Below are 24,787 nucleotides of genomic sequence, written 5' to 3'. Positions count from 1 at the left end.
TAATGTACGATCTGATTTAGATTGACAGATACGATTTGGTTTGGAAGTGTCTAGAGACTTTGGACGAAGTCGGAGAATGCCGACCGTCGAGGGTGGAACTGCGCCAGATTCAGACGCGCATGCGCGGTCGGCCGAAAGCGCTTGCCGGCGTGAGGAGGAGATATCCCGATGAGGAATTCGCAGGATCGCGTCGCCGCCGCACGGCCGGAACGAGAACGGCCGATGCGCCTGTGGACGGTGGCATTGGGTGTGACGGTGTCGATGCTGGCGACCGTCGCTTGCGCACAGGACGTCGACCTCTCAAAATGGTCACCGCAGTACATCCGCAGCATCGCCGGCACCGAAAGCGTGGACACGGCGGCGGAGTGCTCCAAGGTCGTGCCGCTCGACTACAAGGGCAAGGTAACTGTCTGGTGGACGGGGCCGAACGATGCCTCGCCCGACCTGTCCCGGAAGGTCCATGCGGATTTTTGGGCCGCGTTCAAGGCGACCTATCCCAACATCCAGCTCGACTACCAGAACATCGACTACAATCAGCTTCTCGACAAATTGCGCACGGCGACACTAGGCAACGCCGCCCCGATGGTGGTGCGGCTGCAGATCCTGGGCAGCGTCGAATTCGCTTCCAAAGGTTACTTCATGCCGTTGAAGCCCGAGGATGTCGGCTACAAAACCTCCGACTTCTGGCCAGGGGCCATGAAGTCGGTGATGTATGACGGGGTGTCCTATGGCATTCCCACCAACAACGAGACCATGGCCCTGATCTGGAATGCCGACCTGTTCAAGCAGGCCGGGCTCGATCCGGAGCACCCGCCGGCAACCTGGGATGATGTCGTCACTTATTCCAAGCAGATTCACGACAAGCTGGGCATTCCCGGGTACGGTCTGGTGGCCAAGCAGAATGCCGGCAACACGCCGTTCCGCTTCATGCCGCAATTGTGGGCCTATGGCGGCGGCGCCCTCGACGAATCCAGCGACAAGCCGACCTATAAGACCGTCGAGATCAACAATGACGGCGCCAAGGCCGCCCTCCAGGCGATCTTCGACATGTATGTGCGCGACAAGTCTGCGCCCGTGTCGGCGCTGACCAATACGCAGAACGAGAACCAGAACCCCTTCATTGCCGGCAGGCTCGGCATGATGATCGCCCATCCGGCCGAATACGCCAAGATGGTGGACCTCGCTTCCAAAGCCACCGGCGCCGACAAGGCCGTGGCCGACAAGGTGGTCCAGAACATGCGATATGGCCTGATCCCCAAGGGGCCGGCCCGGCGTGCCGTGGTGTTCGGCGGCTCCAACATTCACATCATCAAGAGCGATTATGTCGATGGCGGGCTCGACGAAAAGGCAGCCAAGGCGCTCGTGTGCTTCTGGACCGGTCCGGAGTGGTCGACGAAACTGGCCTGGGTCGATTCCAACCCGGGCAATCTGCGCGGCTTCAAGACCAAATGGATGAAGGAGCGGCTTGATACCATCAAGTTCCTCGATGTCACGACATCCATGCTGCCCAATGGCATCCCTTTCCCCGTCGTCCCGGAATCCACCGAGATCATGAACAACATCGTGCCGGACATGATGCAGAACGTGCTGACCCAGAAGATGTCGGTATCGGAAGCGGCCGACGATGCGGCGGCCAAGGTCCAGGACCTGATGGCTGGAAAATAATCTTGTCAGGCAAGGTGCAGCTGCCGGCGGCACAGCCCCCGGCAGGAGGTTCAATCCAGCGCTGAAAGGTCTCGCGCCCGTGAGCATCGCGACCGACCAGAAGATCATCGCGCCTGCGCGGCCCCGGCGGCGCGAGCGCGGCAACATCCTGCAGCGCATCGTCGATCATAGCGCCGACTATCTTTATGTGCTGCCGGCCATTCTGGTGATGCTCGTCGTCATCGCCTATCCCATCTACTACACGATAGAGTTGAGCTTCTTCAAAACGCCGCCGAACCTCCAGATGAAGGACAAGATCTTCGTCGGCCTTGACAATTACGCCGCCATCCTTTCCAGCGCCTCCTTCCGTCGTGTGACCGTCAACACACTGATCTGGACGGTTTGTTCGACCGGCTTCTCCTTTCTGCTGGGCCTCGCCGCGGCCCTTGCGCTGCACCGCGAGTTCGCTGGACGCGGTCTGCTGCGCGCCGTCCTGCTGATCCCCTATGTGGTGAGCGCGGTCGCCGCCTCCTATGTGTGGAAATGGCTCTACCACTCCGATTTCGGCGTCATCGGCGCCCTGCTGGTGCAACTGGGCCTGGCAGACAAGCCGATCAACTTCCTCGACAACACCACCACCGTCCTGCCCTCCCTGATCGTGGTCAACATCTGGAAGGAATTCTCCTTCGCGATGGTGATGCTGATGGCTGGGCTGCAGACCGTGCCCGACCAGCTGCTGCGGGCCGCCCGCGTCGATGGCGCCAACACTTGGCAGAGCTTCTGGCACGTAACCTTCCCGCATCTGAAGGGCGTGTCCATGGTCACCGTGCTCCTGCTCATGGTGGCCAATTTCAATTCCTTCATCATCCCCTGGATCATGACCGGCGGCGGGCCGGCGGGCGCCTCCGATATCTGGATCACCGACATCTACAACATCGCCTTCGGCCGTCAGCGCTACGGCGTCGCCTCGGCCTATGCCGTGATCCTGTTCATCGTGATGATGGTACTGGGCTATTTCTACGTGAAGGCATTGACGCGCGGCGACGAGGCGAGGGCGGAATGAGCCAGATCGTGCAACCCACGCGCCGCGCCGCCCGCAAACCCACCGACTGGTGGCGCTGGGCCGGCCGGCTGACCCTAGTGCTCCTCCTGATCTTTACCGTGCTGCCGATGCTCTGGATGGTGCTCACATCGATCAAGACGCAATTCGCGGCCTTGCAATACCCGCCGCAATGGTGGCCGGCCGAGCCGACGCTGGGCAACTACTGGCGGCTGATCAATCCGGCCGACTCGATCGGGCAGGAATTCCTGCTCTATTTCTGGAACAGCTTCTACGTCTCACTCCTAAGCACGATCCTGGGCGTCGTCATCGCGGTGCCTGCGGCCTATGCCTTCTCGCGCTTCCGCTTCCCCGGCCGGTCCCTGCTGTTCTTCGGGGTCCTGGTGCGCAACATGTTTCCGGCCGTGGTGTTCCTGATGCCGCTGTTCCTGCTGATGCGCTGGATGGGGCTGGTCAACACCCATGGCTCGCTGATCCTGACCTACCTCACCTTCGGCCTGCCGCTCTCGATCTGGCTGCTCAAGGGCTTCTTCGACAACATCCCGGTCCAGCTTGAGCAGGCCGCCCGTATCGATGGCGCCACGCGCTTCCAGGCCTTCCTGCTGATCGTGCTGCCGCTTTCGACACCGGGGATCATCGCCACCTCGATCTTCTCCTTCATCGGCGCCTGGAACGAATATGTCTACGCTTACACCTTCCTCTCCAAGCAGAACACGATGACCTTGCCGGTCGGCATCCAGCGCTTCTTCACCGAATTCGCCACCGACTGGCCCGGCCTGATGGCGGCGACCTTCCTGATGAGCGTGCCTGTCGTGGTGCTCTTCCTCGTCCTGCAGAAATATTTCGTGCGTGCCCTCACCGAAGGCGCCGTCAAGCACTAGCAGGTTTTACCCTCAGGCCAAATCACCAGGAATCGAAAAATGCTCATGTTTCCAGTCAGTTACACCACAGACGCGTTTCGACCCGAACACATTTTTCCTTAGGAGACGCTGATGGCCGAAGTGGTCCTCAAGGACGTGATGAAAGCCTATGGCGCCGTGCATGCCGTCAAGGACGTGTCGTTCAAGGTGGAGCATGGCGAGTTCGTCGCGTTGGTCGGGCCATCAGGCTGCGGCAAGACCACGACACTCAACCTGATCGCGGGCTTGATTCCCCTGACGGATGGCGAGATCGTCATCGGCGAGCGGGTGGTCACCGATCTCGATCCCAAGGACCGGGATATCGCGATGGTGTTCCAGAACTACGCGCTCTATCCCAACAAGACGGTCTTCAACAACCTCGCGTTTCCGCTGCAGATGCGAAAGCAGTCCAAGGAGGCGATCGACAAGAAGGTACGCGACGCCGCCAAGGTCCTCGATATCACGCACCTGCTCGACCGCCGCCCGCGCGAGCTCTCGGGCGGCCAGCAGCAGCGTGTGGCACTCGGCCGGGCCCTGGTGCGCGATCCCGCCGTGTTCCTGATGGACGAGCCGCTCTCCAACCTGGATGCCAAATTGCGTGTGCAGATGCGCAGCGAGATCAAGCGCTTCCATCACAACCTCAACGCCACCATCATCTATGTGACGCATGACCAGCTCGAGGCCGTGACCATGGCCGACAAGATGGCGGTAATGCATGGCGGCTGCCTGCAGCAATTCGACACGCCCGCCAATGTCTTCGCCAATCCCGTCAACACCTTCGTCGCCAGTTTCGTTGGGAGTCCGGCCATGAGCCTCGTACCCGTCGACGTCGGCACGGAAGGCGGCGGCACGGTGCTCAGGGGCGCCAGCGGCTGGACATTGCCGCTCTCCGCGATCAACGCCCGCAAGGCCCAGGGTTCGAGCAACGGCAAGGCCGTGCTCGGCGCGCGCCATTCCACCCTCAAGCTGCATCGGATGGCTCTGCCCGGCGCCGTGCCCGGAAAAGTCTACAGTGTCGAGCCCACCGGCGACGTCACCTTCGCCCAAATCGTCGTGGATGCCGAAATGGTCAATATCAGCCTCGATCCCAGTGTCGTCATTCAACCCGACGAGGCGGTCTGGATCGAGTTCGACCAGGACAGGATGCATCTGTTCGACGGCCAGACCACCATGGCGCTCAAGGCAGCTTAAGAGATCGAGCGGAATTCGGAAATCCTCATGAAAATCAGTGCGATCACGCCCTATCCGGTCTGGGTCGGCAAACGAAACCAGCTCATCGTCAAGGTCGAGACCGACGAGGGCATTCATGGCTGGGGCGAAAGCGGTCTCTCCGGCCGCGAGAAGGCCGTGATCGGCGCCATCGAACATTATCGCGAATTCCTGGTCGGCCGTGATGCCATGGCGATCGGCGCGCTCTGGCAGGAGATGTATCGAAGCCAGTATTTCGAGGGCGGCCGCGTCCTCACCGCCGCGATCTCGGCCATCGACATCGCGCTGCATGACATCAAGGGCAAGGCGCTAGGCGTGCCCGTCTACCAGCTCCTCGGCGGCAAGCAGCGCGAGCACATTCCCACCTTTGCCACCACCAGGGGGCCGTGCGGCCCGGAGATCATCGAGCAGGCGAAGGAATTGGTGGCGGGCGGCTGGACTGCCATCCGCCTCTTCCCCGCCGATCACGACAGCAGAGGCGTCTACGAGCCGCGGCAGAGCATAAGCGAGACGGCCAAATGGTGCGTGAAGGCCCGAGAGGCGCTCGGCGACACCGTGGTGCTGGGCGTCGATTATCATCACCGGCTTTCCGTCGCGGAGGCCGCCTCCTATTGCCAGAGGATGCCCTCCGGCACGTTGGATTTCCTGGAGGAGCCCATCCGGGACGAAACGCCGGCCGCCTATGAGGCGCTGCGCAAGCTCACCGACATTCCCTTTGCCATCGGCGAGGAATTCGCAAGCAAATGGCAGTTCCTTCCCTATATCGAGCAGGATCTGCATCAATTCAATCGCATCGACGTCTGCAATGTCGGTGGCCTGACAGAGGCGATGAAGGTCGCCGGCTGGAGCGAGGCGCATTACGTCGACATGATGCCCCATAATCCGCTGGGGCCGATCTGCACGGCCGCGACCATTCATTTTGCGGCGGCGGTGCCCAATTTTGCCTGGCTGGAAACCCGCGCCTCCCCGGGGGAACTCTATCTCGGTTTCGACGATGGCGGCATCTTCACCACCCAGCCGCGCCTGAACGGCGCCGTCTTCGATGTCGGCGATGCGCCGGGCCTCGGCGTCGAGGTCGATGAAGCCGCAATCACCAAGCAGAGCTTCAAGTTCTGGGAACCGCCGCATCTGCGGCGCACCGACGGTTCGATCACCAACTGGTAGGGCCTCACAGCCAACAAGGAGCATTGCCATGACCCACACCCCGGGGATCACTCGTCCGCCCAGGGACATCATCGACGCACTCAAGCACCTCGGCGCGGCAAGCGTTGCCGGCATATTGGGTCATATCGGCATCCGCAATCCGCACATCCTCGGACCCACAAGCTGGAACCCTGGCAAGGCGATCGCTGGTCCGGCGCTGACCTTGCAGTTCATGCCCAAGCGCGAGGATCTCTATGGTGAGGGCGAATATGCCGATCCCGAAAAGCAGCTCCACCGTCACGTGCTCTATCACGTACAGGAGGGCGATGTGGTTGTCGTGGATGCACGGGCCGATATGACCGCCGGTGTGTTCGGCGACATGATGTCGACCTATTTCAAGGGTCGTGGCGGCGCTGGCATGGTGATCGACGGCTGCCTGCGCGATTATCCCAATCTCAAGAAGCTCGACCTGCCGCTGTGGATTCGGGGCTGGACTCCCAACTTCCACACCCAGACCGGCCTGATGCCCTTCGCCGTCAACGTGCCCATCGCCTGTGGCGGTGTCACCGTCCTCCCCGGCGACATCATCGTGGCCGATGATGATGGGGCTGTGGTCGTGCCGGTAGCCCTCGCCTCCAAGGTCATCGAGACCTCTAAGGTGCATCACGAATGGGAGGATTTCTCCCGAATGAAACTGATGCAGGGTGCGCCGCTTCAACGCTATTACCCCCTCCATGACGACGCTCGCGCCGAGTATGAGGAATGGCGTAGGGCGAACCCCGCACCGCCGACCAGCAAGTGAGGCGTTTTGCCGGCCAACATATGTACGGCGGTTTGGGCCTTTCCGGGCGGTCATAAGCGCCGCCTTGGTTTGGCATCCTTGCCGATGGCCGAGGCTAAAACCACTCTATCACCAACCGCGTTCCGGCGTCCCGCGCCAGGGTTAGGACAGCGCCTCAAAGCGCGATCGACTCCACCTTCGCCGCCGGTGCCGGCTTCAGGGGCAACAGAACTGGGGTGGAGCCCCGCCGAGCGCTGGAAGAGGCGGCTCGGCATTTGCGCCGATACGGTACGAGAGAGCGCCTCGCGGACAAGTAAGACCGGCTGGGTGTGTTGGAGGGGCGACGACGAGCGTGGGAGCATTCAACCTGCGCCTCAGTGCCTCCAAGGATGCCTTGGTCGGCTGACCTAGCCCTTTTGCCGCTCCGGGAGGACGAGCTTCGATCGCGAGCGCAGTTCTTGCTGAGGTTTCTGGCCGCAACAGATGCCGGTGGCGCGACATCGCCTCGGTGGCTTGACGAAGTCGCCAGCAGCGACGAGGATTACCTTATGGAATGTCTACCAGGCAGCATAGTCATGGGCAGTCGGGCACCGATCGCCGTAGCGCCACCTCGGGACAAGCCGGTCGACCCAATGCCCGGGCCATGGTGGCGTTTCAGGGCCGGTATCCAGCGACAAATCCATGTTGGACGGACCCGTCGCAATGCGCCGGTCCCGCCTGCATCGAGGTCGCACCAAATTAAGGATCGAAGCGCCCATGAGCAAAGATTTGATCCTGCTGAATGGTCTCGGTATTGCGCACAATGAGCTGATTCCGTCCGGAACGATTGCCATCATCCTGAGGGATGGCCATGTGCGCGTCGTCCCCGCGGACAAATTGCGAGAGACAATCAAAGAAATTGGCAGCGACAAGGTTGAAGGTCTGACGATGTCGCCTTCCGATTTCGAAAAGCTGCAAGCGGTCGTCGATCGCCAAAACGCAGACAGACCTCCCGACGGCGCAGATGAAGATCAGCCATAGGCTCCCAACCAATTAGTAAGGCGGGATCTGGCAAATCATCGGTGCTTGCGCAGTCTCAGCGTAAAGGCCGATTCTCCGATGAGGACGGTCAAAGTCGATTATTGTAGTCAAAGCGGGAATTTGAAGGATTGAACCTCCTCTTCAAGCACGGCATTTGATAGGACTGGCCGCATTCTCACGATTGACTGCAGGCGCCGCGTCAGGTCGTTTCGCGCTGGATAACCTTATATGGCATCAGCATGAGCTCGGTAGGAACATACCGGCCGATCCTGTTGGATTCGATCGCACGCAGAAGCAACTCGCCCGCTGCGCGACCTATCGCGTAGGCCTCGACGGCAACTGTCGTGATGCGGGGAAAGCTGCAGCGGGATACTTCAAAATCTCCAAAGCCCGCAATGGCGATGCGGCCAGGAACAGCCCAATTGCGTCTATGGCATTCCATCAGCGCACCGAACGCAGAAAGGTCCGAAACGCACACGGCGGCGTCGACGTCGGGCCACTGTGTCATCAAATGGACAATGGCTTCGCCACCTTGTTCCATGGAGATCGGCGGATTGCCGAATGATATGATGCGCCCCCGCGGCAGATTGAGCTGTTCAATGGCCTGCACGTAGCCCAATCGCCTGTCGGCGCCGCGAGTATCGCGATTGCTGGTGCCCCCAACGAATCCAATATTGCGATAGCCAAGCCCATAGAGGTGGTGCACCAGGGCGTTCGTTGCCGCGGCATTGGAAAAACCCACGACATGTTCAATGGGGTTGTCAGGGATATCCCAGGTTTCAACGACCGGAATGCCGGCCGACTCGATGAGCCTTCGTGCTCGATCCGTATGCCGTCCCCCGGTGAGGACAATTCCTTCCGGTCGGCGAGTCAGCATGGATTCTACCAAGCTCTCTTCTTTCTGGATTTGGTAGTCCGTGAAACCCAGGAGAAGTTGCAGGCCACTATCGGCAATCGCCTCCGTGATGCCGCGGGCCGCGTCGGCAAAATTTGAGTTGTTGATGGAGGGAACAAGCGCTGCGATGAAACCGGAGCGCTTCGAGGAAAGCGTTCCTGCCATCTGATCAAGCACGTAGCCGAGCTGATCGACCGCATCCATGATCTTGCGGCGCGTTTTTTCCGAGACGGAGCCTCCTTTCTTCAAGGCCCGAGAGACCGTCATGGTCGACACGCCGGCCAGCCTGGCTACGTCAGCCATGGTCGGCTGGCCTTTCGGTATCATGTCGGGTTGAGTTGCCATCAAGGTATCCGGCTGAGCTTTCGCCATCGCGGCAATAGAGAATGCGAGGATTTCTCACCAGCCTGGCGGGTGAGCATTGACATACAGGGCATAGAGCGAGGTCTGGGCCGTGATGTAGAGGCGGTTACGCTTGGGGCCTCCAAAGCACAGATTGGATACAATTTCAGGTATTGGAATTCGGCCAATCTGCTTTCCCTCGGGCGCGTAAACCAGCACGGCATCGGCGCTGGATGTCCACAGATTGCCTGCCCTGTCGACGCGGAAACCGTCGAAAAAGCCTGCATCGCACGTCGCGAAGGTGTTGACCGAGCCACCGGCCACATCGTGTCCGTCCATTCGATAGGCGTAGATCGCCTTTGGAAGTCCAGGGACGTGGCTCGCGCCGGTGTCCGCCACGTAAAGAATGCTTTCGTCGGGAGAGAAGGCCAATCCGTTCGGACACACGCGGTCGGTGATGACGGCGGTCAAGGTTCCAGTGTCCGGGTCCAGCCGATAGACATGGCATGCGCCGATTTCCGAGGAGGCGGCATGTCCTTCATAGTGGCTGTCGATGCCGTAGGTGGGATCGCTGAACCAGATTGATCCATCGGACTTCACCACGACGTCGTTTGGCGAGTTCAGCCGCTTTCCTTTGTAACGCTCGGCCAACGTCACCCAACGCCCGTCTGGTTCCAGCCTTGATATGCGGCGCCCTCCATGCTCGCAGGCCACAACGCGGCCGGCAGCATCGAGCGCATGCCCGTTGTGATAGCCGCAAGGGTTCTCGAAGACGCTGACCGAGCCATCCGTCTCATCCAGGCGCAACACGCGGTCATTGGGAATGTCCGACCACAGGACGGACTTGGCCGCCGGCACGTAGACCGGGCCTTCCGCCCAGCGGCATCCTGTCCATAGCCGCTCGAGCTTGGCGTGACCGATCGTCAAAGCCGCAAAGCGCTCGTCGAGGATCTCAACGTCGCTCATTGCGGCAACCCGATATCGAGGGCTGCGGCCATTGTTGGAAACTGATCGGCACGGAAGAGGGTGTGAAAGATATCGCCGTCGAACATCTTGACGAGTTCGGCTGTTACGGCACGGCTTTGCGCTCTCACCTCGGAGGCCAGCGCAACATCGACGGCTTGGCGCGAGGAATAGCGAATAGCCAGAACCATGTCATAGTGCGGGTCCGTAACATCGGCCTCCTGCTGGCGCAAAACGCGCACCTCCTGGGCACCGGGGAACTGGGTCCATAGCGGAACCAGCTTGTCTTGGACGAATTGGCTAAAGGCATCCTCACAGCCTGGCTTCACACGGCCGCGAAAGAAGGCGCAACGGATAAACATGCGTAAGGACCTGAAACAAAGGAAGGAATCGGCGGCACTGATGCCGCCGAGATTGGTGTTGCGCCCGGCCTAGTTGCCGCTCCAGATCTTCTTGTAGACGTCGCGATAACCGTTATCGGGGTCGTACACGTTCTTTGGTCCGCCATCGAACTCGATATTATCAGGCGTAACGAGATGGACGCCCGGCACATAGCCTGACCATTTCTGGCCCGAGAAGGCGCGGTTCAGTTCATCGACTAGCTGCCAGCCCTGCATGGTCAGCGGTTCCGGCACCGTGCCTGCCTGATGATCCTTCGCGCGGATACGTTGATAAGCGGCCTCCGAGCCGTCGCCGGCGGAGATATTCTGGGGATCGCCATCACCCGAAATGCCAGCAGCGGCGAGGGAAGGGGGCATGAAGTCGTAGTACAGATCGTTGATCGCCAGGGACTGCGTCCACTTGGCGCCGTTCTGCTGCAGCAGCGTCGTGGTCAACTGCGGTATACGCGTCGAAACGTCTGAAAGCGGCGTGTCCTCGAAAGCCAGCACCGAGCAGCCGGAACACTGCTTGATCACGGCCTCCATGGCGCGTCCCTTGGCGATAGCGATGGCGTAGGTGGAGTCCGCGAAAATGACGACACCGGCCTTGCCATCCGAGTCGGCGATCGCCTTCATGGCGGCGACCTTTGCCACTTCCATGGCGTCGGTGGTGACATTGGCAAAGACGGGCGTACCGTCGAGGGGACCAGGCTTGGGCCCGGAATGCCAGCCGACGATTTGGATACCCTGCTTGGCTGCTTCCTCGAGGCCTGCCTTCTGTTCCACGGCGTCGCTGCCGCCAACGATGATGGCATCGGGCTTGAGGGCAATCGCCTGGCTGAGGGCCGTCGCCTGGCCGGAAACGGTGCCCTGGCCGTCGATCTCACGATAGGTCCAGCCGATCACGCCTACGGCTTCCTTGACGCCCTGGGCGACGCCGAGGATGCCGCCGTTGCGCATGTCGCCCGCGACATAGACGATCGTCTTGTTGCCGACCGCCTTGGGGCCTGTGGTCGGACCATCCCATTTGTCGGCGCGGGTCGTTGCCTTAGCGACGATCGCCTTTGCCTGGTCGACGAACGAGTCTGCATGGGCAGCCAAGGGGGCCAGCATGAGCGCTAGTGCACTGGCCGTTGCCAAGTTGAATACGCGTTTCACTATAGTTCCCTCCTGTTGACGACTGAGTTTTCACGATTGAGTTTTATGGGCCCGTCTTCTTGAAACTACGGGTCGCCGAGCCTCGACGCCGCTGTGCATACCCTGCGATACCGATCGCGATCAGCAAGGTGACACCGTTGAACATGGGCTCGACCCAGAACGAGCCGCCGAATTGCTGGATGCCCGCAATGCCAACAGCCAGGATGGCAACACCCACGACCGTACCCCAGACATTGACGCGTCCGGGCTTGATGGTGGTGGAGCCAAGGAACGCTCCGACGAGCGCCGGCAAGAGATATTCGAGCCCGACACTGGCCTGGCCGATGCGCAGCTTGGAGGCGAGCAGCACGCCTGCGACAGCCGTCAGGGCGCCGGATGCCACAAAGGCGCCCATGGTATAGCGCTGCACGGGGATGCCGTTGAGGGCAGCGGCCTTCGGGTTGGCCCCGATCGCATAGAGATAGCGGCCGATCGGGAGGTGCTCGAGAATGAGCCACAGGACAAATGCCAGGCCCAGAACGTAAAAGCCGGTGATCGGCAGTCCGAACACCATCGTCCCGTTGAGCGAGAGAAAGCCCTGGGGAAGCGTGGCCACCACCTGCCTGCCGCCTGTGTGCCACAACGCAGCCGCATACAGTACGGTCCCCGTGCCCAGCGTGGCGATGAAGCTGTCAATGCGGGCAACCTCGACCAGCAGGCCGTTCAGGAAACCCACCAGGCAACCGAGCAGGATCACGATGATCACGGCAATCTGCCAGGGCAGGCCCAGCATCGTCTGCAGGCTGATCGCCAGGATGTGCCACATCACGATGCCATAGCCCACGGTCAGGTCGATTTTGCCCGTCACCATCGGGATCATGGCTGCGAGCGACAGCATGGCGATGATCGCCTTGTCCGAAATGATCGACCGAAGATTGAGCAGGGTCGGGAAAGTTTGCGGCAAGAGCACCGAAAACAGCAGCGCCAGCACCACTGTCAGGATCGGCAGACCATAAACCGGCAGGCGCCGGAGCAGGCGCTCGGAAGCGGAAACATTCTTGAGCTCGCCGCGCGTGGGCTCCAGTGCGTCTGACTTTATCGAATTGGTGGACATGGTGTTTCCTGTTGCCGGCTCATGCCGCTTCGGATGCCGAGGACGCCGAAATCACCGCCTCTGTCGTGAGGGCCGAACCCGCAAGTTCCGCGATGATCTGGCCGCGGTTGAAGACCAGGGCACGGTGGCAGATATGGGCGATCTCCTCGAAGTCGGTCGAAACCACAATGACCGCAAGCCCGTCGTCGAGCGCCCGTGCGATGAGCCGGTAGATCTCGGCCTTCGCTCCCACATCGACGCCGGCGGTAGGATCTTCCGCGACGATCAGCCGCCGTCCCGTCGCCAGCCACCGGCCCACCACGACTTTCTGCTGATTGCCACCGGACAAGGCCTCGATCGGCAGATCCGGATCGTTGGGGCGCAGCCCGACCGCATCGCCCATCTGGCGCGCCATGCGCCTCTCGGTGGAGGGCGCGCGCGGTGAAAACAGTCCCCGTCCTACCGCTCCCGGATTGAGAAAGGCGTTCTCCCGGATGCTCAGGGATGGAGCGAGCGATTCCTCCATCCGGTCGCGGGCAATCAGGCCGATGCCGGCCTTCAGCGCCGCCCTCGGCGACGAAAGATCGGGAACTTTGCCATCGAGCGTGATGGTGCCACGCGAGGGCACAGCCCCAAAGAGCGCTCGGCCGATTTCCTCCTGGCCGGCGCCGCGCAGGCCCACGAGGCCGAGGAGTTCTCCTTGCCTGACGCTGAAGCTGACGGGCCCGGCAGTCGGCGTCACCACATCCGTCAAAGTCACGCGCAAAGGACCTTCGCGATATTCGGCCTTCTTGAACAGGTCGAGCGTGGTCCGTCCGACGATCAGGCTGACCAATTCATCGGGGGTCGTCTCGGCAACCGGCTTTTCGCCGACCTTGAGCCCGTCGCGCATGACCACCACGCGATCGGCAATCCGGAATATTTCATCGAGGCGATGCGACACATAAATCATACCCACACCGCGAGAGCGCAATCTGCGAACGGCGTCGAACAGGCGTTCGACCTCGTCCGCCGGAAGGCTCGCGGTGGGTTCGTCCAAGACCAGGAAATCGCATTCGACCACAAGCGCACGGGCGATCGCGACCAGGGATTTTTCGGTTCGGCTGAGGCTGTGCACACGCAGGGTTGGATCGATATCGCAGCCGACCAGGGCAAGCGCCGACGCGGCCCGTTCCTCGGCCTTGCGCCAATCGATGAGCCCGGGCCATCGGCGACCTGAGAAACGCTGCGGCAGGCTCATGTTCTCCGCAACCGTCATCCATTCGATCAGTCCGAGATCCTGATGAATGAAGGCAACGCCCTGGCGTTCGCCGGCGCCATTGACGCGATGATGGTAAGGGCGCCCCGCGATGGAAATCTCTCCCGAATCGGGCTGGAAAATACCGCCCAGGATCTTGATGAGCGTGGATTTTCCCGCGCCATTCTCGCCAAGGAGGGCAACGACCTCGCCCCGGTTCACATCGAGACTGACCCCCTTCAGGGCTCGAGTGCCGCCAAAGGTTTTCACGATATTCTCGAACCGGAGAGTCCCCTCGTTCGTCATCGCCTGCCCTCCCTCGGCCAAAGCCGCATTTCCCCTGTATCGGCTCTCCGGCCAAGTGGTGATGTTATCGATAACATTTTCGAAGGAGTCAAGGGTCTTTCGCGCTGGCCTGCATCCTCAGATTTCGACGATCTCGTCGATGGCAGGGCCATCTTCGACCGGCATGGCGCAAGGCAGCCGGAGCAGCGCCTGCGTGGGTGAAGGTGCCGCCTTCGAATTCCTGCCAGGCCTCTTCGCATTCTTGTGACCATGTTTCGACATGAGCACGGATTGCGGGAATGAAGCGAATCCGGCCTCAAACTTGAGAAAAAGAGATCTGCGCCTTCATGGATCGGCTGCGATCGGAGGCTATCTCGAAGGCGGAAATTGCATCATCAAGCTTCACCGTGTCGGTGATCAGCGGGGTTACGTTGATGAGGCCCGCGCGCATCAGGTCCACACCAACCGCAAATTCTTCGTGGAACCGAAAGGAGCCGCGCAAGTCGAGTTCCTTGGCGGTGATCGCCATCATCGGCAGACTCATGTCACCGCCCAGGCCAAGCTGTACGATGACGCCGCGCGGGCGAAGCGCAGCAATACCTGCGACGAGGGCGGGGGCGGCGCCTGAACATTCGTAGAGCACGTCAAATGTCCCCTTGTCCTGCGAGTAGGGCTCGAGGGCATCTGGCTCCTTCTTCGTGTTGATCACCAAGTCGGCTCCGGCCGTTCTGGCCATGGCGAGGGTAAAATCTGAAAGATCGGTAGCGACAATCTGGGCCGCGCCAGCGCGGCGGGCAGAGATGATCGACAGAACGCCGATCGGACCACAGCCTGTGACCAGCACGCGTTTTCCCAGCATTTCGCCGGCTCTGCGGGTCGCGTGCAACGTCACGGCAAGAGGTTCGGCCATGGCCGCCTCGCCGGGCGTCAGACCATCCGCCGGGACGCATTGGATGGCATCCGCCACCAGGTTTTCGCGAAAAGCGCCCTGGATGTGCGGAAAAGGCATTGCGCTTCCATAAAAGCGCATATTGAGACATTGATTGCGCAGCCCAAGCTGGCAGTAGCGGCATTGTCCGCATGGGCGGGAAGGCGATACGGCAACCAGTTGTCCGAGCGTCAGGCCGGATACGCCTTCACCCAGTTCCGAGATGACGCCTGACACCTCGTGGCCAAGGATCATCGGCTGCTTGAGCCGTACTGTCCCAAAGCCGCCGTGATTGTAGTAATGCAGGTCGCTGCCGCAAATGCCGCCCGTGGCAAGCCGGATCTTGACCTCCCCGGGCCCCGGCCGCTCTTCGGCGATTTCCTCGATGCGGATGTCCTTGGCCGCATGTGCGACGATCGCTTTCATTGCTTTTCTCCTCAGAGCACAGGCGTCGGCAGCGGCTGCCCGGAAAAATGTGCTGCCAGGTTATCGCGGACCAATTGGCCCATGGCTTTACGGGTCTCCACCGTGCCCGAGGCGACATGGGGCTGCAGCAGAACATTGTCGAGCTTCATGAAGCGAGGATTGATCTTCGGCTCTCCTTCGAAGACGTCCAGAGCGGCACCACCCAAACCGCCGCTCTCCAGCGCTTCAAGCAGGGCCTCTTCGTCGACGTTGGACGCGCGGGAGATATTGATCAGCACACCCTGGGGACCGAGGGCCGCAATCACCTCCCTATTGACGATGTGACGGGTGGCAGGCGATGCGGCGAGGGTGACAAACAGGAAATCCGAGCGCCGGGCGAGAGCAACGGGATCGGCGATGAACTCCAAGCCCGTGGCATCGGCCTTTGGACCGACACTGCTGTAGGCGATATCCATATCGAAGCCTTTCAATCGCCTGGCCACTGCGAAACCGATGCGGCCCAGACCCAGCACGCCGGCCCTGCGGCCCCACACCCGGCTCTTGAGGGGATAGAGCCCTTTGTTGGCCCAGCTGCCATCTCTCACCCAGGTGTCCGCTCCGATCATCCCGCGCGAGTGGCAAAGCATCATCGCGACACCCAGATCCGCGACATCATTGGTCAGCACATCAGGCGTGTTGGTGACGCGAATGCTGCGCTCCCGGCATGCGGCAAGATCCACCGCATCGAAACCGACCCCATAGACGGAGATGATCTCGAGATTGGGACAGGACTCGATCATGGCCCTGTTGGCGCCGAGTTCGCCTCGCGTGGCGATGCCCCGGACGGCCGGACCGAGCTTGTGCAGGAAGGCCCCTTTGTCCTGTGCTTCGAAATAGCGATGGACATCGTAAAAGGCGTTCAGCGCCTCCTCGTCCCACTGGGGATAAGGGCCTATCTGCAGGATGCACGGCTTCGCCATTTCACTTCACCTCCCCTGGGAATATCTTGACATGTTAATGTTATCGATAACATAAATAGACCAACGACGAATTGTCGAGACAAAAATTGGAGGAAATGGTGTCGCTGAGTCTTTTCGATCTCACCGGCCGCCGCGCCTTGGTCACAGGCTCGTCGCAGGGCATCGGGCTGGCACTTGCTTCAGGTTTGGCGCAAGCTGGCGCATCGATTGTCCTCAACGGGCGTGACCCCGACAAACTTGCCCGCGTTGCTGCACAACTGCCCGCGGTGGTCGATGTGCTGAGTTTCGACGTGACGGACCATGATGCTACGCGCCAAGCGATCGATGGCTATGAGGCGCAGAAGGGGGCGATCGACATTCTGGTGAACAATGCCGGCATGCAGCACCGCAGCCCGCTCGAGGACTTCCCGCAGGAAGCCTTCGAGCAATTGCTGAAGACCAATATCTCAAGCGTCTTCAATGTCGGGCAGGCCGTTGCGCGACACATGCTCAAGCGGGGCCGTGGCAAGATCATCAATATCGCCAGTGTCCAAACAGCCCTCGCACGCCCGTCGATTGCTCCCTACACGGCGACCAAAGGCGCGGTCGGCAATCTGACCAAAGGCATGGCGACCGATTGGGCCAGGCACGGGCTCCAGTGCAATGCCATCGCGCCGGGCTACTTCGACACACCGCTCAACGCGGCCTTGGTTGGCGATCCGGCCTTCAGCGCCTGGTTGGAAAAACGCACGCCGGCGGGACGCTGGGGCAAGGTGGAGGAACTGGTCGGCGCCTGCATCTTCCTTGCCTCCGAAGCCTCCTCCTTCGTCAACGGACATATCCTCTATGTCGATGGCGGCATAACGGCCTCGCTCTGAGATGATGCGGATCGCCCTCAGCTCGTAGCTGGCCTGCCTCTATGTGGCTGTCGATCGGCCGCTCGAGGAAATCATTTGAGTATTGCCACTTGCCTGGAAGAGGAAACAAGATGAGCAACAACGTCGCCCTTATCGGCGCGGGTGCCATGGGGGGCGCGATTGGCACGCGCCTTCTGCACACCGGCACGACCCTGACGGTTTTCGATCTCGATGCCGAAAAGGTGGCGGCGCTGACCTCGCTCGGCGCCAAGCCTGGAAGAACAGCTGCCGAGGCCTCGGCTGATTCCGACTATATCATCCTGAGCCTCAACTCGCCGAAGATCGTCCGCGCAGCGGTGTTCGGGAACGAGGGCGTCGCTCAGGGCGCCAGACCTGGCGCGCTGATCATCGATATGTCGTCCATCGATCCGGAGGCGACGAAGGAGCTCGCGGCCGAGGCGGCAAAAAAGGGCCTGCGCTGGGTAGACAGCCCGCTCTCGGGCGGCGCGCCCAAGGCCCTGATCGGTGAATTGACGCTGATGGCGGGCGGCGCTCCACAGGATGTGGCGGAGGCTGGCGAGGTCCTTCGGCACTTGGCGACGAATTTCACCCATATGGGGTCGGTGGGAGCGGGTCAGACCACGAAGCTGATCAACCAAGTCCTTTGCGGCTTGAATTTTCTAGCCGTCGCCGAAGCGACGCAGTTGGCGCTCGATGCCGGCGTGGATGCCGCCAAGGTGCCAAAGGCCCTTAAAGGAGGGCGAGCGGACAGCGCTATCTTGCAGGAATATATGCCTCGTTATGTCGCGAAGGATTATCGCCGCACAGGTCGGATCGACAACATGGTCAAGGACCTCAATGGTGCGCAAGACTTGGCGCGTCGGACCAATACGGCCATGCCCATGACGGCGGTATGCGCGGAAATTCACCGGATGCTGACAGCTTGGGGTCTGGGGGGCGAGGATCAAGCGGTGCTTATGGAATTCTTTCAACGCACCGAAGGGGTCTGAACGTCAGTCCCTCTTCCCTTTTGCGGCTCTACTCAACCGCTGCGACAGCGAGCGCGCTTGTAACTGACGGGAGGCGGGCTCATGCCAGCTCCACTACACGGACAGGTGCCACGTCGGCGTTAACGTGACAACACCTCGCCGGGTTGGGCAGGCAAGCACATCAACCCTGTGGTCCTGTGCACCGAAGAGGGGATCCCAAGCTACGGCGGCTATGAAACCAAGATTTGGGCATCCAATCTACTTGGATGATCATGCCGTCGGTGTGCTCGATGATGGCGCGATAGATTTATCAATTTGAATGGAATATCCCGCAACGGCTATCTCAATATTCTGAAGTAGAGCAAGTTTTCTATGGTCTGCCTCGTGCGCTATAAGCGGATCTACAAGCTGAGAGTGCCATCATCGGACCGAATATTTACTCTGCATTATGGAGGTGCCTTGGTAAGTAGCCTCGGTGCGGAATCTATAGCGGGCTGCGAACCTCCTCGTCGACGGGTTCGGAGCTGACCACGGATAGATTTCGATCCGAAGAAAGGGCCGTTCGTCGTTGCTGTCTTCAGCGGGCAGTTTTTCGCTTGCTTTGTTTATAAATAAGCATTTCAATAAACAAACGGCTGCCGAGTTGACGCTAGATCAGGACCGGTGGCGAGGGAACGCAAATTGGTGAACATTCGGCCAAATGGTCGATTGGGCGGTGCGCTTGCTTGAACAGCGACCGTGGAGAGCCGGCGAGACAGAGGGAGGGTTCAGCATGAGGAAAGTATTGGCATTGGCGGCGACGGTGGCCGCAGCTTTGGCGATTGCCGCTCCAGTAGACAGAGCGCACGCGCAAGGAAAATCGCTCACTTTGTGTTGGGCCGCATGGGATCCCGCCAATGCCCTGGTCGAGCTCGGTAAGGATTTCACGGCCAAGAGCGGCATCGAGATGAAGTATGAGTTCGTCCCCTGGACGAGCTACGCCGACCGCTTCCTCAATGAACTCAACACACACAGCAAGCTTTGCGATCTCATCATCGGCGACAGCCAATGGATCGGCGGATCGGCGGAGAATGGGCACTACGTCAAACTGAATGACTTCTTCGATAAAGAAGGCATCAAGATGGATGACTTCATGCCCGCGACAGTGGTCGGCTATTCGGAATGGCCGAAAAACACGCCGAACTATTGGGCCCTTCCGGCAATGGCCGATGCGGTCGGCTGGACCTATCGCAAGGACTGGTTCTCACGCCCAGAGCTTCAGGCGGAGTTCAAGAAGAAATATGGTCGTGACCTTGCGCCACCCAAGACCTACGAAGAACTCAAACAGATTGCCGAGTTCTTCCAAGGGCGTGATATCGACGGCAAGAAAGTCTACGGCGCCTATATTTTTACCGAGCGTGGCTCGGAAGGCATTACGATGGGCGTGACCAACGTGCTGTACGACTACGGCTTCGACTATGACAATCCAAAAAAACCCTACGAAATGGATGGTTTCGTGAACTCGGAGGGGGCCGTCAAGGGCCTCGAGTTCTACAAGGACCTCTATAAGTGCTGCACGGCTCCTGGCATGACCAACGCCTACATGTCCGAGGGGCTCGATGCGTTCAAGTCCGGCCAGGTCGCCATGCAGATGAACTGGTTCGCCTTCTTCCCCGGACTATACAAAGATCCGAATGTCGGCGGTGACAAGATCGGCTTCTTCGTCAATCCGGGCGCCAAGCTGCACTTCACGCAACTGGGCGGCCAAGGCATTTCGGTCGTATCCTATTCCGATAACCGAGACGCCGCCCTGCAATACATCAAGTGGTTCGCGCAGCCGGCGGTGCAGCAAAAGTGGTGGGAACTCGGCGGCTATTCGGCCCTGAAGGCCGTAGTTCAGGCGCCAGGATTTGCCAAGAGCGCGCCCTTCGCACCGGACTTCCTGGAGTCGATGGGAATCGTCAAGGATTTCTGGGCGGAGCCCACCTATGCCGAGCTCTTGCTCGACATGCAGAAGCGCGTTCATGATTATGTCGTCGCCGACAAGGGGACTGCCAAGGAGGCGCTCGATCTTCTGGTCAAGGACTGGGAAAAAGTCTTCAAGGAAGATGGCAAGATCAACTGAGCCGCCCTTTTCCTCGAAAGCCTGTGCTTGGGCTCCACTTCCTCGCCGTGGCGCGGTGGGTGGAGCCCACTCCAAGGCTCTGATGGGTGATGCGAATGCTGGAAATGCGCCCCGTTGAGACGCTGGCCGAGCGAACCGCTGGCCTGACCTCCCCAAAGATCGCCAAGCGCGTTCGCGGGCTCTCGGATCGGGCGATCGCCTGGCTTTTCATCACACCAACCATACTGCTGCTTCTGGCGATCAACATCTTTCCGTTGATCTGGACCATTCGGCTGTCGTTCACCAATTACAAGGCGAACAGGCCGAATGCGCCGATAAAATGGCTGGGTGTGGAGCGTTATTCCGACCTGCTCAGCGATCCCGACATCTGGCACGGCATGCAGGTTACGGCGCGCTTCGTCGTCTCCACGGTCGCTATCGAGACGGTGCTCGGTTTCGCGCTCGCCTATTTGATCGATCGCAAATTTAGGGGGCATGGATTCTGGACGACGGTGATCCTGATCCCGATGATGCTCTCGCCGGCCGTCGTCGGCAATTTCTGGACCTTCCTCTACCAGCCGCAGACCGGTCTGTTCAATTACGTCATTGCCTTCTTCACCGGCGTCGATCCATCTTCCTTTCAAATGATTGGCGACGTGCAACTGGCGCCCTGGTCGATCGTCATCGTCGACGTGTGGATGTGGACGCCCTACGTCATGCTCATCTGCTTGGCGGGCCTGCGCTCAATTCCGGATTACATCTATGAGGCCGCCGAGATCGACCGCGCGTCCAATTGGCGGCAGTTCTGGTCGATCACCCTGCCGCTCGCCATGCCTTTCATCATGCTCGCCGTGTTGTTTCGTGGCATCGAGAACTTCAAGATGTTCGACATGGTCAATCTGTTGACCAATGGAGGCCCCGGTTCGACCACGGAACTGGCCTCGATCACCTTGAAACGCGAAGCCTTCGAGAAATGGACGACGGGCTATTCCTCGGCCTTCGCGGTCATCCTGTTTGTGACCATCTTCGGTCTCGCCAACATCTATGTGAAAGCGCTCAACCGGGTGAAACAGAAATGACAGGTAGCATCGCCGCTCACTCGATTGTCGAACCGAGCCGTGTCACCAAGCGGATTGCTGGCGCGCTCGTCATCCTCTACGCGCTCGTCTCGATGGTGCCGCTGGTGTGGATCGTTCTGACTGGCTTCAAGACGCCGCCGGACTCCATCAGCTACCCTCCGAAGATTTTGTTCGAGCCATCGCTCGAGGGTTATGTCAACCTGTTCACCACGCGCACCCGTCAGACGCCAGACTTCATCGCAACGCTTCCGCCAGCCGAGACTTGGTACGGTCGGCTGGTGCGCTCGCGCAATATGGTGATCGCAGGTCCATCCAAATACATTCCACGCTACATCAACTCACTCATCATCGGCTTCGGATCGACCTTTCTCGCCGTCGCACTCGGCACTTTGGCCGCTTATGGCTTCTCCCGCTTCAAGGTGCCGCTCAAGGACGATTTGTTGTTCTTCATATTGTCGACCAGAATGATGCCTCCGATCGCGGTCGCAATCCCCATCTATCTCATGTACCGCGAACTCGGCCTCACCGACACCAAGCTCGGCATGATCCTTCTCTATACGGCGGTCAATGTCTCGCTCGCGGTATGGCTCCTGAAGGGCTTCATCGACGAGATTCCGCGTGAATATGAAGAAGCCGCGATGATTGACGGCTATACGCGCCTGCAGGCCTTTCGCAAGGTCGTGCTGCCGCAAGCGGCAACCGGCATTGCCGCGACTGCGATCTTTTGCCTGATCTTTGCCTGGAACGAATACGCTTTCGCGGTTCTGCTCACATCGGGCGACGCGCAGACGACGCCGCCCTTTATCCCCTTCATTATCGGCGAGGGCGGTCAGGACTGGCCGGCAGTTGCTGCGGGCACGACCTTGTTCCTGATCCCCATTGTCGTGTTCACGATATTGCTGCGCAAGCACCTGCTGCGGGGCATTACATTTGGGGCGATGCGCCGATGACCGTGATCAGGCAGGAAGCAAAGACGCAGGCGGCGCCTCGGCGTCGGCTGTTCCGGCGTGGGCCGTGGGAAAATGTCGCGACCGGAATCATCGCGCTCGGCGTCGTGATGCTCTGCCAGCCCTTCCTTCTGGTGCTTTACACCTATTCGTTCGTGACGATCCTGGTTGGCGTCGTGATGTTTACGATTGTCACCAAGTTGCCTGAATGAGGCTTGCGCAATGGCGGAAATCAAGGTCGACAATCTGCAAAAGGCCTTCGGTGATTTCGTCGCTGTCAAGAACTCGACCTTCACCATCCAGGACGGCGAGTTCTTCTGCCTGTTGGGTCCATCGGGCTGCGGTAAGACGACGACGCTCAGGATGATAGCCGGCCTCGAATTGCCGACTTCCGGACGCATCTTTCTCGATGGCGAGGATGTGAGCCTCAAGCGCGCGGCGCAGCGCGACATCGCCTTCGTCTTCCAGCTCTTCGCGCTCTATCCTCATATGAGCGTGCGCCAAAATATAGGCTTCCCGCTCAAGAGCCAGGGCATGGGACGTACTGAGATACGCGAGCGCGTTGCCCAGGCGGCCCAGATCTTGCACATCCCCCATCTCCTCAACCGTTCGGTTTCCGGATTGTCCTCGGGCGACCGCCAGCGTGTCGCGCTCGGACGCGCGATCGTGCGCCAGCCCAAAGCCTTCCTCATGGACGAGCCGCTCGGCGCCCTCGATACAGAATTCCGGCACATCATGACCGGCGAGCTGCGCGCATTGCACGACCGGCTCAAGTCAACGACGATTTATGTGACACATGATCAGCTTGAGGCCATGTCGATGGCCGACAAGATCGCCGTTATGAACCGTGGCCTTGTCGAACAGCTCGACACGCCCCGCAACATCTACGACAAGCCGGCAAGCCTGTTCGTCGCCGATTTCATTGGCTCGCCTCCGATGAACTTCCTGAGCTTCCATGGCAATGTTGAGAAGGGCGCGGAAAAAGTTCAAGTCGAAGGCGGCGAGATCGGCGTCCCGAGGGTTCATGAAAGCCTGGGCGAAGGCGAATACATTCTGGGCGTGCGTCCGGAACATGTGCAATTCGCCGATGGTGGCGCACTGCGGGGGGTCGTCTTCGGCGTCGAATACCTCGGCACGACCCAGATCGTCACCATGACGACACCGCACGGAACTCTGCGGGCTCGCGCGCCCGCCGATTTCGCTCTGCGCATCGGTGAGCGGCTGGGCCTCGCGCTCAAGCCGGAGAAGCTCTCGCTCTTCGACAAGGCAAGCGGACGCGCAATCTCGACGGCTCTAACCGATGGGCCTCTTCATGGCTGATGTGGTCCTTGCCAATGTCACGAAGCACTTCGGCGACATGGTCGCGGTCAGCGACTTAACGATCGAGATCGCCGACGGCTCCTTCATGGTCCTGCTCGGACCGACGGGCGCAGGCAAGACCACCACGCTGCGTCTTGTCGCGGGCCTTGAGGTGCCTGACCACGGGCGGGTGGCCATAGGACACCGCGACGTCACGGCGGAGCCGCCGGCTGCGCGAGATGTAGCGTTCGTTTTCCAGCAGTATTCTCTCTATCCGCATCTGTCGGTGTACGACAATCTTGCTTTTCCGTTGCGCTCCCCGACGCGGCGAACGCCTGAAGACGAGATCCGGCGCAAGGTGACGGAAACGGCCGAGCTGTTGCATATCGAGAGCAAGCTGGGCAATCGCGCGACGAACCTGTCGGGTGGCGAGATGCAACGTGTGGCGCTGGGTCGGGCGCTGGTGCGCCGCCCAGCCATCTATCTGATGGATGAACCCTTGTCTTCGCTCGACGCGAAACTACGCGCCGATCTGCGACTCGAGCTTAAACGCATTCAGATGGAGCTCGGCGCGACCCTTCTCTATGTAACCCACGATCAGATCGAAGCGATGACAATGGCGACCACGATCGGCGTCATTCAATCGGGGCGGATCGTGCAGATCGGCACACCGCGCCAGATATACGAGACGCCAAACAGCCTCTATGTCGCGGCCCGCCTCGGGCAACCCTCGATCAACCTCTTACCGCGCCGCCTGTTGCCTGGCATTGCCGCGCCCTCGGAGGCCACGACAATCGGTGCGCGCACCGAGCACCTTCGAATCGCCAAGGCGCGGGGAGCTGAGGCACATGGCCGTGTGACCTGGATCGAGCACCTAGGCGACCAGAACCATCTGCACATCAAAATTGACCAGCACGAAGTGGTTACGCTTGTCGACCCTGACGCCGGACTCGCGGTGGGCGACGAGGTCGGCATCGTTCTCGTTAGGCCGTTGTTCTTCGACCAGGACGGAATTCGAATTGCGACGTGAAGGCTCCTGATATGCGCGCCGTGAGAAAAAACAACATGCCTTTGAGGGACGAAGGTTGCCGGTTCGCGAAGGGGCGGAAACGGGGGCCGATCGGTCAGGTGGATCCCGCCGCCCGCTCTTCGC

At 60.4% G+C, this 24,787-nt stretch carries 23 protein-coding genes; 15 read left to right on the top strand and 8 right to left on the bottom strand.

Annotated elements, in window-relative coordinates:
* Window positions 1-222: 222 nt before the first annotated feature.
* From ACMDCR_RS25720 to ACMDCR_RS25690, 7 genes are all read left to right on the top strand, one after another.
* The gene (locus ACMDCR_RS25720) at window positions 223-1,665 is read left to right on the top strand and encodes an ABC transporter substrate-binding protein (RefSeq protein ID WP_413993727.1); all 1,443 of its coding nucleotides are present in this window, start codon (window positions 223-225) and stop codon (window positions 1,663-1,665) included.
* 208 nt (window positions 1,666-1,873) lie between these two features.
* Window positions 1,874-2,707 carry a carbohydrate ABC transporter permease gene (locus ACMDCR_RS25715; protein WP_413993726.1) on the top strand — a complete coding sequence of 278 codons (834 nt, stop codon included), beginning with the start codon at window positions 1,874-1,876 and terminating at the stop codon, window positions 2,705-2,707.
* Window positions 2,704-3,585, top strand: a complete 882-nt coding sequence (locus ACMDCR_RS25710) for a carbohydrate ABC transporter permease (RefSeq protein ID WP_413989340.1) — start codon at window positions 2,704-2,706, stop codon at window positions 3,583-3,585. The genes ACMDCR_RS25715 and ACMDCR_RS25710 overlap by 4 nt, the downstream gene beginning before the upstream one ends.
* A 111-nt stretch (window positions 3,586-3,696) precedes the next feature.
* Window positions 3,697-4,794: an ABC transporter ATP-binding protein gene (locus ACMDCR_RS25705; RefSeq protein ID WP_413989339.1), complete on the top strand. Its 1,098-nt coding sequence runs from the start codon at window positions 3,697-3,699 to the stop codon at window positions 4,792-4,794.
* A gap of 27 nt (window positions 4,795-4,821) precedes the next feature.
* Window positions 4,822-5,976: a mandelate racemase/muconate lactonizing enzyme family protein gene (locus ACMDCR_RS25700; protein ID WP_413989338.1), complete on the top strand. Its 1,155-nt coding sequence runs from the start codon at window positions 4,822-4,824 to the stop codon at window positions 5,974-5,976.
* A gap of 28 nt (window positions 5,977-6,004) precedes the next feature.
* Window positions 6,005-6,757, top strand: coding sequence for a ribonuclease activity regulator RraA (locus tag ACMDCR_RS25695; RefSeq protein ID WP_413989337.1), 753 nt, complete (start codon window positions 6,005-6,007; stop codon window positions 6,755-6,757).
* A gap of 735 nt (window positions 6,758-7,492) precedes the next feature.
* Window positions 7,493-7,756: a hypothetical protein gene (locus ACMDCR_RS25690; RefSeq protein ID WP_413989336.1), complete on the top strand. Its 264-nt coding sequence runs from the start codon at window positions 7,493-7,495 to the stop codon at window positions 7,754-7,756.
* Window positions 7,757-7,955: 199 nt separating this feature from the next.
* On the opposite strand, the gene ACMDCR_RS25685 is transcribed toward ACMDCR_RS25690, so the two are convergent.
* The 8 genes from ACMDCR_RS25685 to ACMDCR_RS25650 all read right to left on the bottom strand — a co-directional run bounded on the left by ACMDCR_RS25685 (window position 7,956) and on the right by ACMDCR_RS25650 (window position 16,401).
* Entirely contained in the window at window positions 7,956-8,954 is a 999-nt protein-coding gene (locus ACMDCR_RS25685; RefSeq protein ID WP_413993725.1) for a LacI family DNA-binding transcriptional regulator, read from the bottom strand.
* A 96-nt stretch (window positions 8,955-9,050) separates the two neighbouring features.
* Window positions 9,051-9,959: an SMP-30/gluconolactonase/LRE family protein gene (locus ACMDCR_RS25680; RefSeq protein WP_413989335.1), complete on the bottom strand. Its 909-nt coding sequence runs from the start codon at window positions 9,957-9,959 to the stop codon at window positions 9,051-9,053.
* Window positions 9,956-10,318 (bottom strand): hypothetical protein, encoded by a 363-nt coding sequence (locus ACMDCR_RS25675; protein ID WP_413989334.1) that lies wholly within the window; start codon window positions 10,316-10,318, stop codon window positions 9,956-9,958. Before ACMDCR_RS25675 ends, ACMDCR_RS25680 begins: the two co-directional genes overlap by 4 nt.
* Window positions 10,319-10,387: 69 nt before the next feature.
* Window positions 10,388-11,497 carry a substrate-binding domain-containing protein gene (locus ACMDCR_RS25670; protein WP_413993724.1) on the bottom strand — a complete coding sequence of 370 codons (1,110 nt, stop codon included), beginning with the start codon at window positions 11,495-11,497 and terminating at the stop codon, window positions 10,388-10,390.
* A 40-nt stretch (window positions 11,498-11,537) separates the two neighbouring features.
* Window positions 11,538-12,587, bottom strand: a complete 1,050-nt coding sequence (locus ACMDCR_RS25665) for an ABC transporter permease (protein ID WP_413989333.1) — start codon at window positions 12,585-12,587, stop codon at window positions 11,538-11,540.
* 19 nt (window positions 12,588-12,606) lie between these two features.
* Complete coding sequence (locus tag ACMDCR_RS25660) at window positions 12,607-14,109, bottom strand: sugar ABC transporter ATP-binding protein (protein WP_413989332.1); 1,503 nt, start codon at window positions 14,107-14,109, stop codon at window positions 12,607-12,609.
* Between the two features lie 295 nt (window positions 14,110-14,404).
* Window positions 14,405-15,442 (bottom strand): L-idonate 5-dehydrogenase, encoded by a 1,038-nt coding sequence (locus tag ACMDCR_RS25655; protein WP_413989331.1) that lies wholly within the window; start codon window positions 15,440-15,442, stop codon window positions 14,405-14,407.
* A gap of 11 nt (window positions 15,443-15,453) precedes the next feature.
* On the bottom strand, window positions 15,454-16,401 hold the full coding sequence (locus ACMDCR_RS25650; protein ID WP_413989330.1) for a 2-hydroxyacid dehydrogenase: 948 nt from the start codon (window positions 16,399-16,401) through the stop codon (window positions 15,454-15,456).
* A 98-nt stretch (window positions 16,402-16,499) separates the two neighbouring features.
* Here ACMDCR_RS25650 and ACMDCR_RS25645 point away from each other — a divergent pair, with 98 nt between their 5' ends.
* The 8 genes from ACMDCR_RS25645 (at window position 16,500) to ACMDCR_RS25610 (ending at window position 24,664) form a co-directional block, all read left to right on the top strand.
* Window positions 16,500-17,258 (top strand): SDR family oxidoreductase, encoded by a 759-nt coding sequence (locus tag ACMDCR_RS25645; RefSeq protein ID WP_413993723.1) that lies wholly within the window; start codon window positions 16,500-16,502, stop codon window positions 17,256-17,258.
* Between the two features lie 110 nt (window positions 17,259-17,368).
* The gene (locus tag ACMDCR_RS25640; protein WP_413989329.1) at window positions 17,369-18,247 is read left to right on the top strand and encodes an NAD(P)-dependent oxidoreductase; all 879 of its coding nucleotides are present in this window, start codon (window positions 17,369-17,371) and stop codon (window positions 18,245-18,247) included.
* A gap of 751 nt (window positions 18,248-18,998) precedes the next feature.
* Entirely contained in the window at window positions 18,999-20,330 is a 1,332-nt protein-coding gene (locus ACMDCR_RS25635; RefSeq protein WP_413993722.1) for an ABC transporter substrate-binding protein, read from the top strand.
* Between the two features lie 104 nt (window positions 20,331-20,434).
* On the top strand, window positions 20,435-21,388 hold the full coding sequence (locus ACMDCR_RS25630) for a carbohydrate ABC transporter permease (RefSeq protein ID WP_413993721.1): 954 nt from the start codon (window positions 20,435-20,437) through the stop codon (window positions 21,386-21,388).
* A complete protein-coding gene (locus tag ACMDCR_RS25625) occupies window positions 21,385-22,338 on the top strand; it encodes a carbohydrate ABC transporter permease (RefSeq protein ID WP_413989328.1) in 954 nt (317 codons plus the stop codon). The genes ACMDCR_RS25630 and ACMDCR_RS25625 overlap by 4 nt, the downstream gene beginning before the upstream one ends.
* Entirely contained in the window at window positions 22,335-22,547 is a 213-nt protein-coding gene (locus ACMDCR_RS25620; RefSeq protein ID WP_413989327.1) for a hypothetical protein, read from the top strand. Before ACMDCR_RS25625 ends, ACMDCR_RS25620 begins: the two co-directional genes overlap by 4 nt.
* A 10-nt stretch (window positions 22,548-22,557) precedes the next feature.
* Window positions 22,558-23,655, top strand: coding sequence for an ABC transporter ATP-binding protein (locus tag ACMDCR_RS25615; RefSeq protein ID WP_413989326.1), 1,098 nt, complete (start codon window positions 22,558-22,560; stop codon window positions 23,653-23,655).
* Window positions 23,648-24,664, top strand: a complete 1,017-nt coding sequence (locus tag ACMDCR_RS25610; protein WP_413989325.1) for an ABC transporter ATP-binding protein — start codon at window positions 23,648-23,650, stop codon at window positions 24,662-24,664. The genes ACMDCR_RS25615 and ACMDCR_RS25610 overlap by 8 nt, the downstream gene beginning before the upstream one ends.
* The last annotated feature ends 123 nt before the right edge of the window (window positions 24,665-24,787 follow it).

The organism is Labrys okinawensis (genome assembly GCF_047345005.1).
Lineage (GTDB): Bacteria > Pseudomonadota > Alphaproteobacteria > Rhizobiales > Labraceae > Labrys > Labrys okinawensis.
The sequence above is the reverse complement of the archived record's forward strand: the minus strand, read 5'-3'. Positions and strand labels throughout refer to the sequence as shown.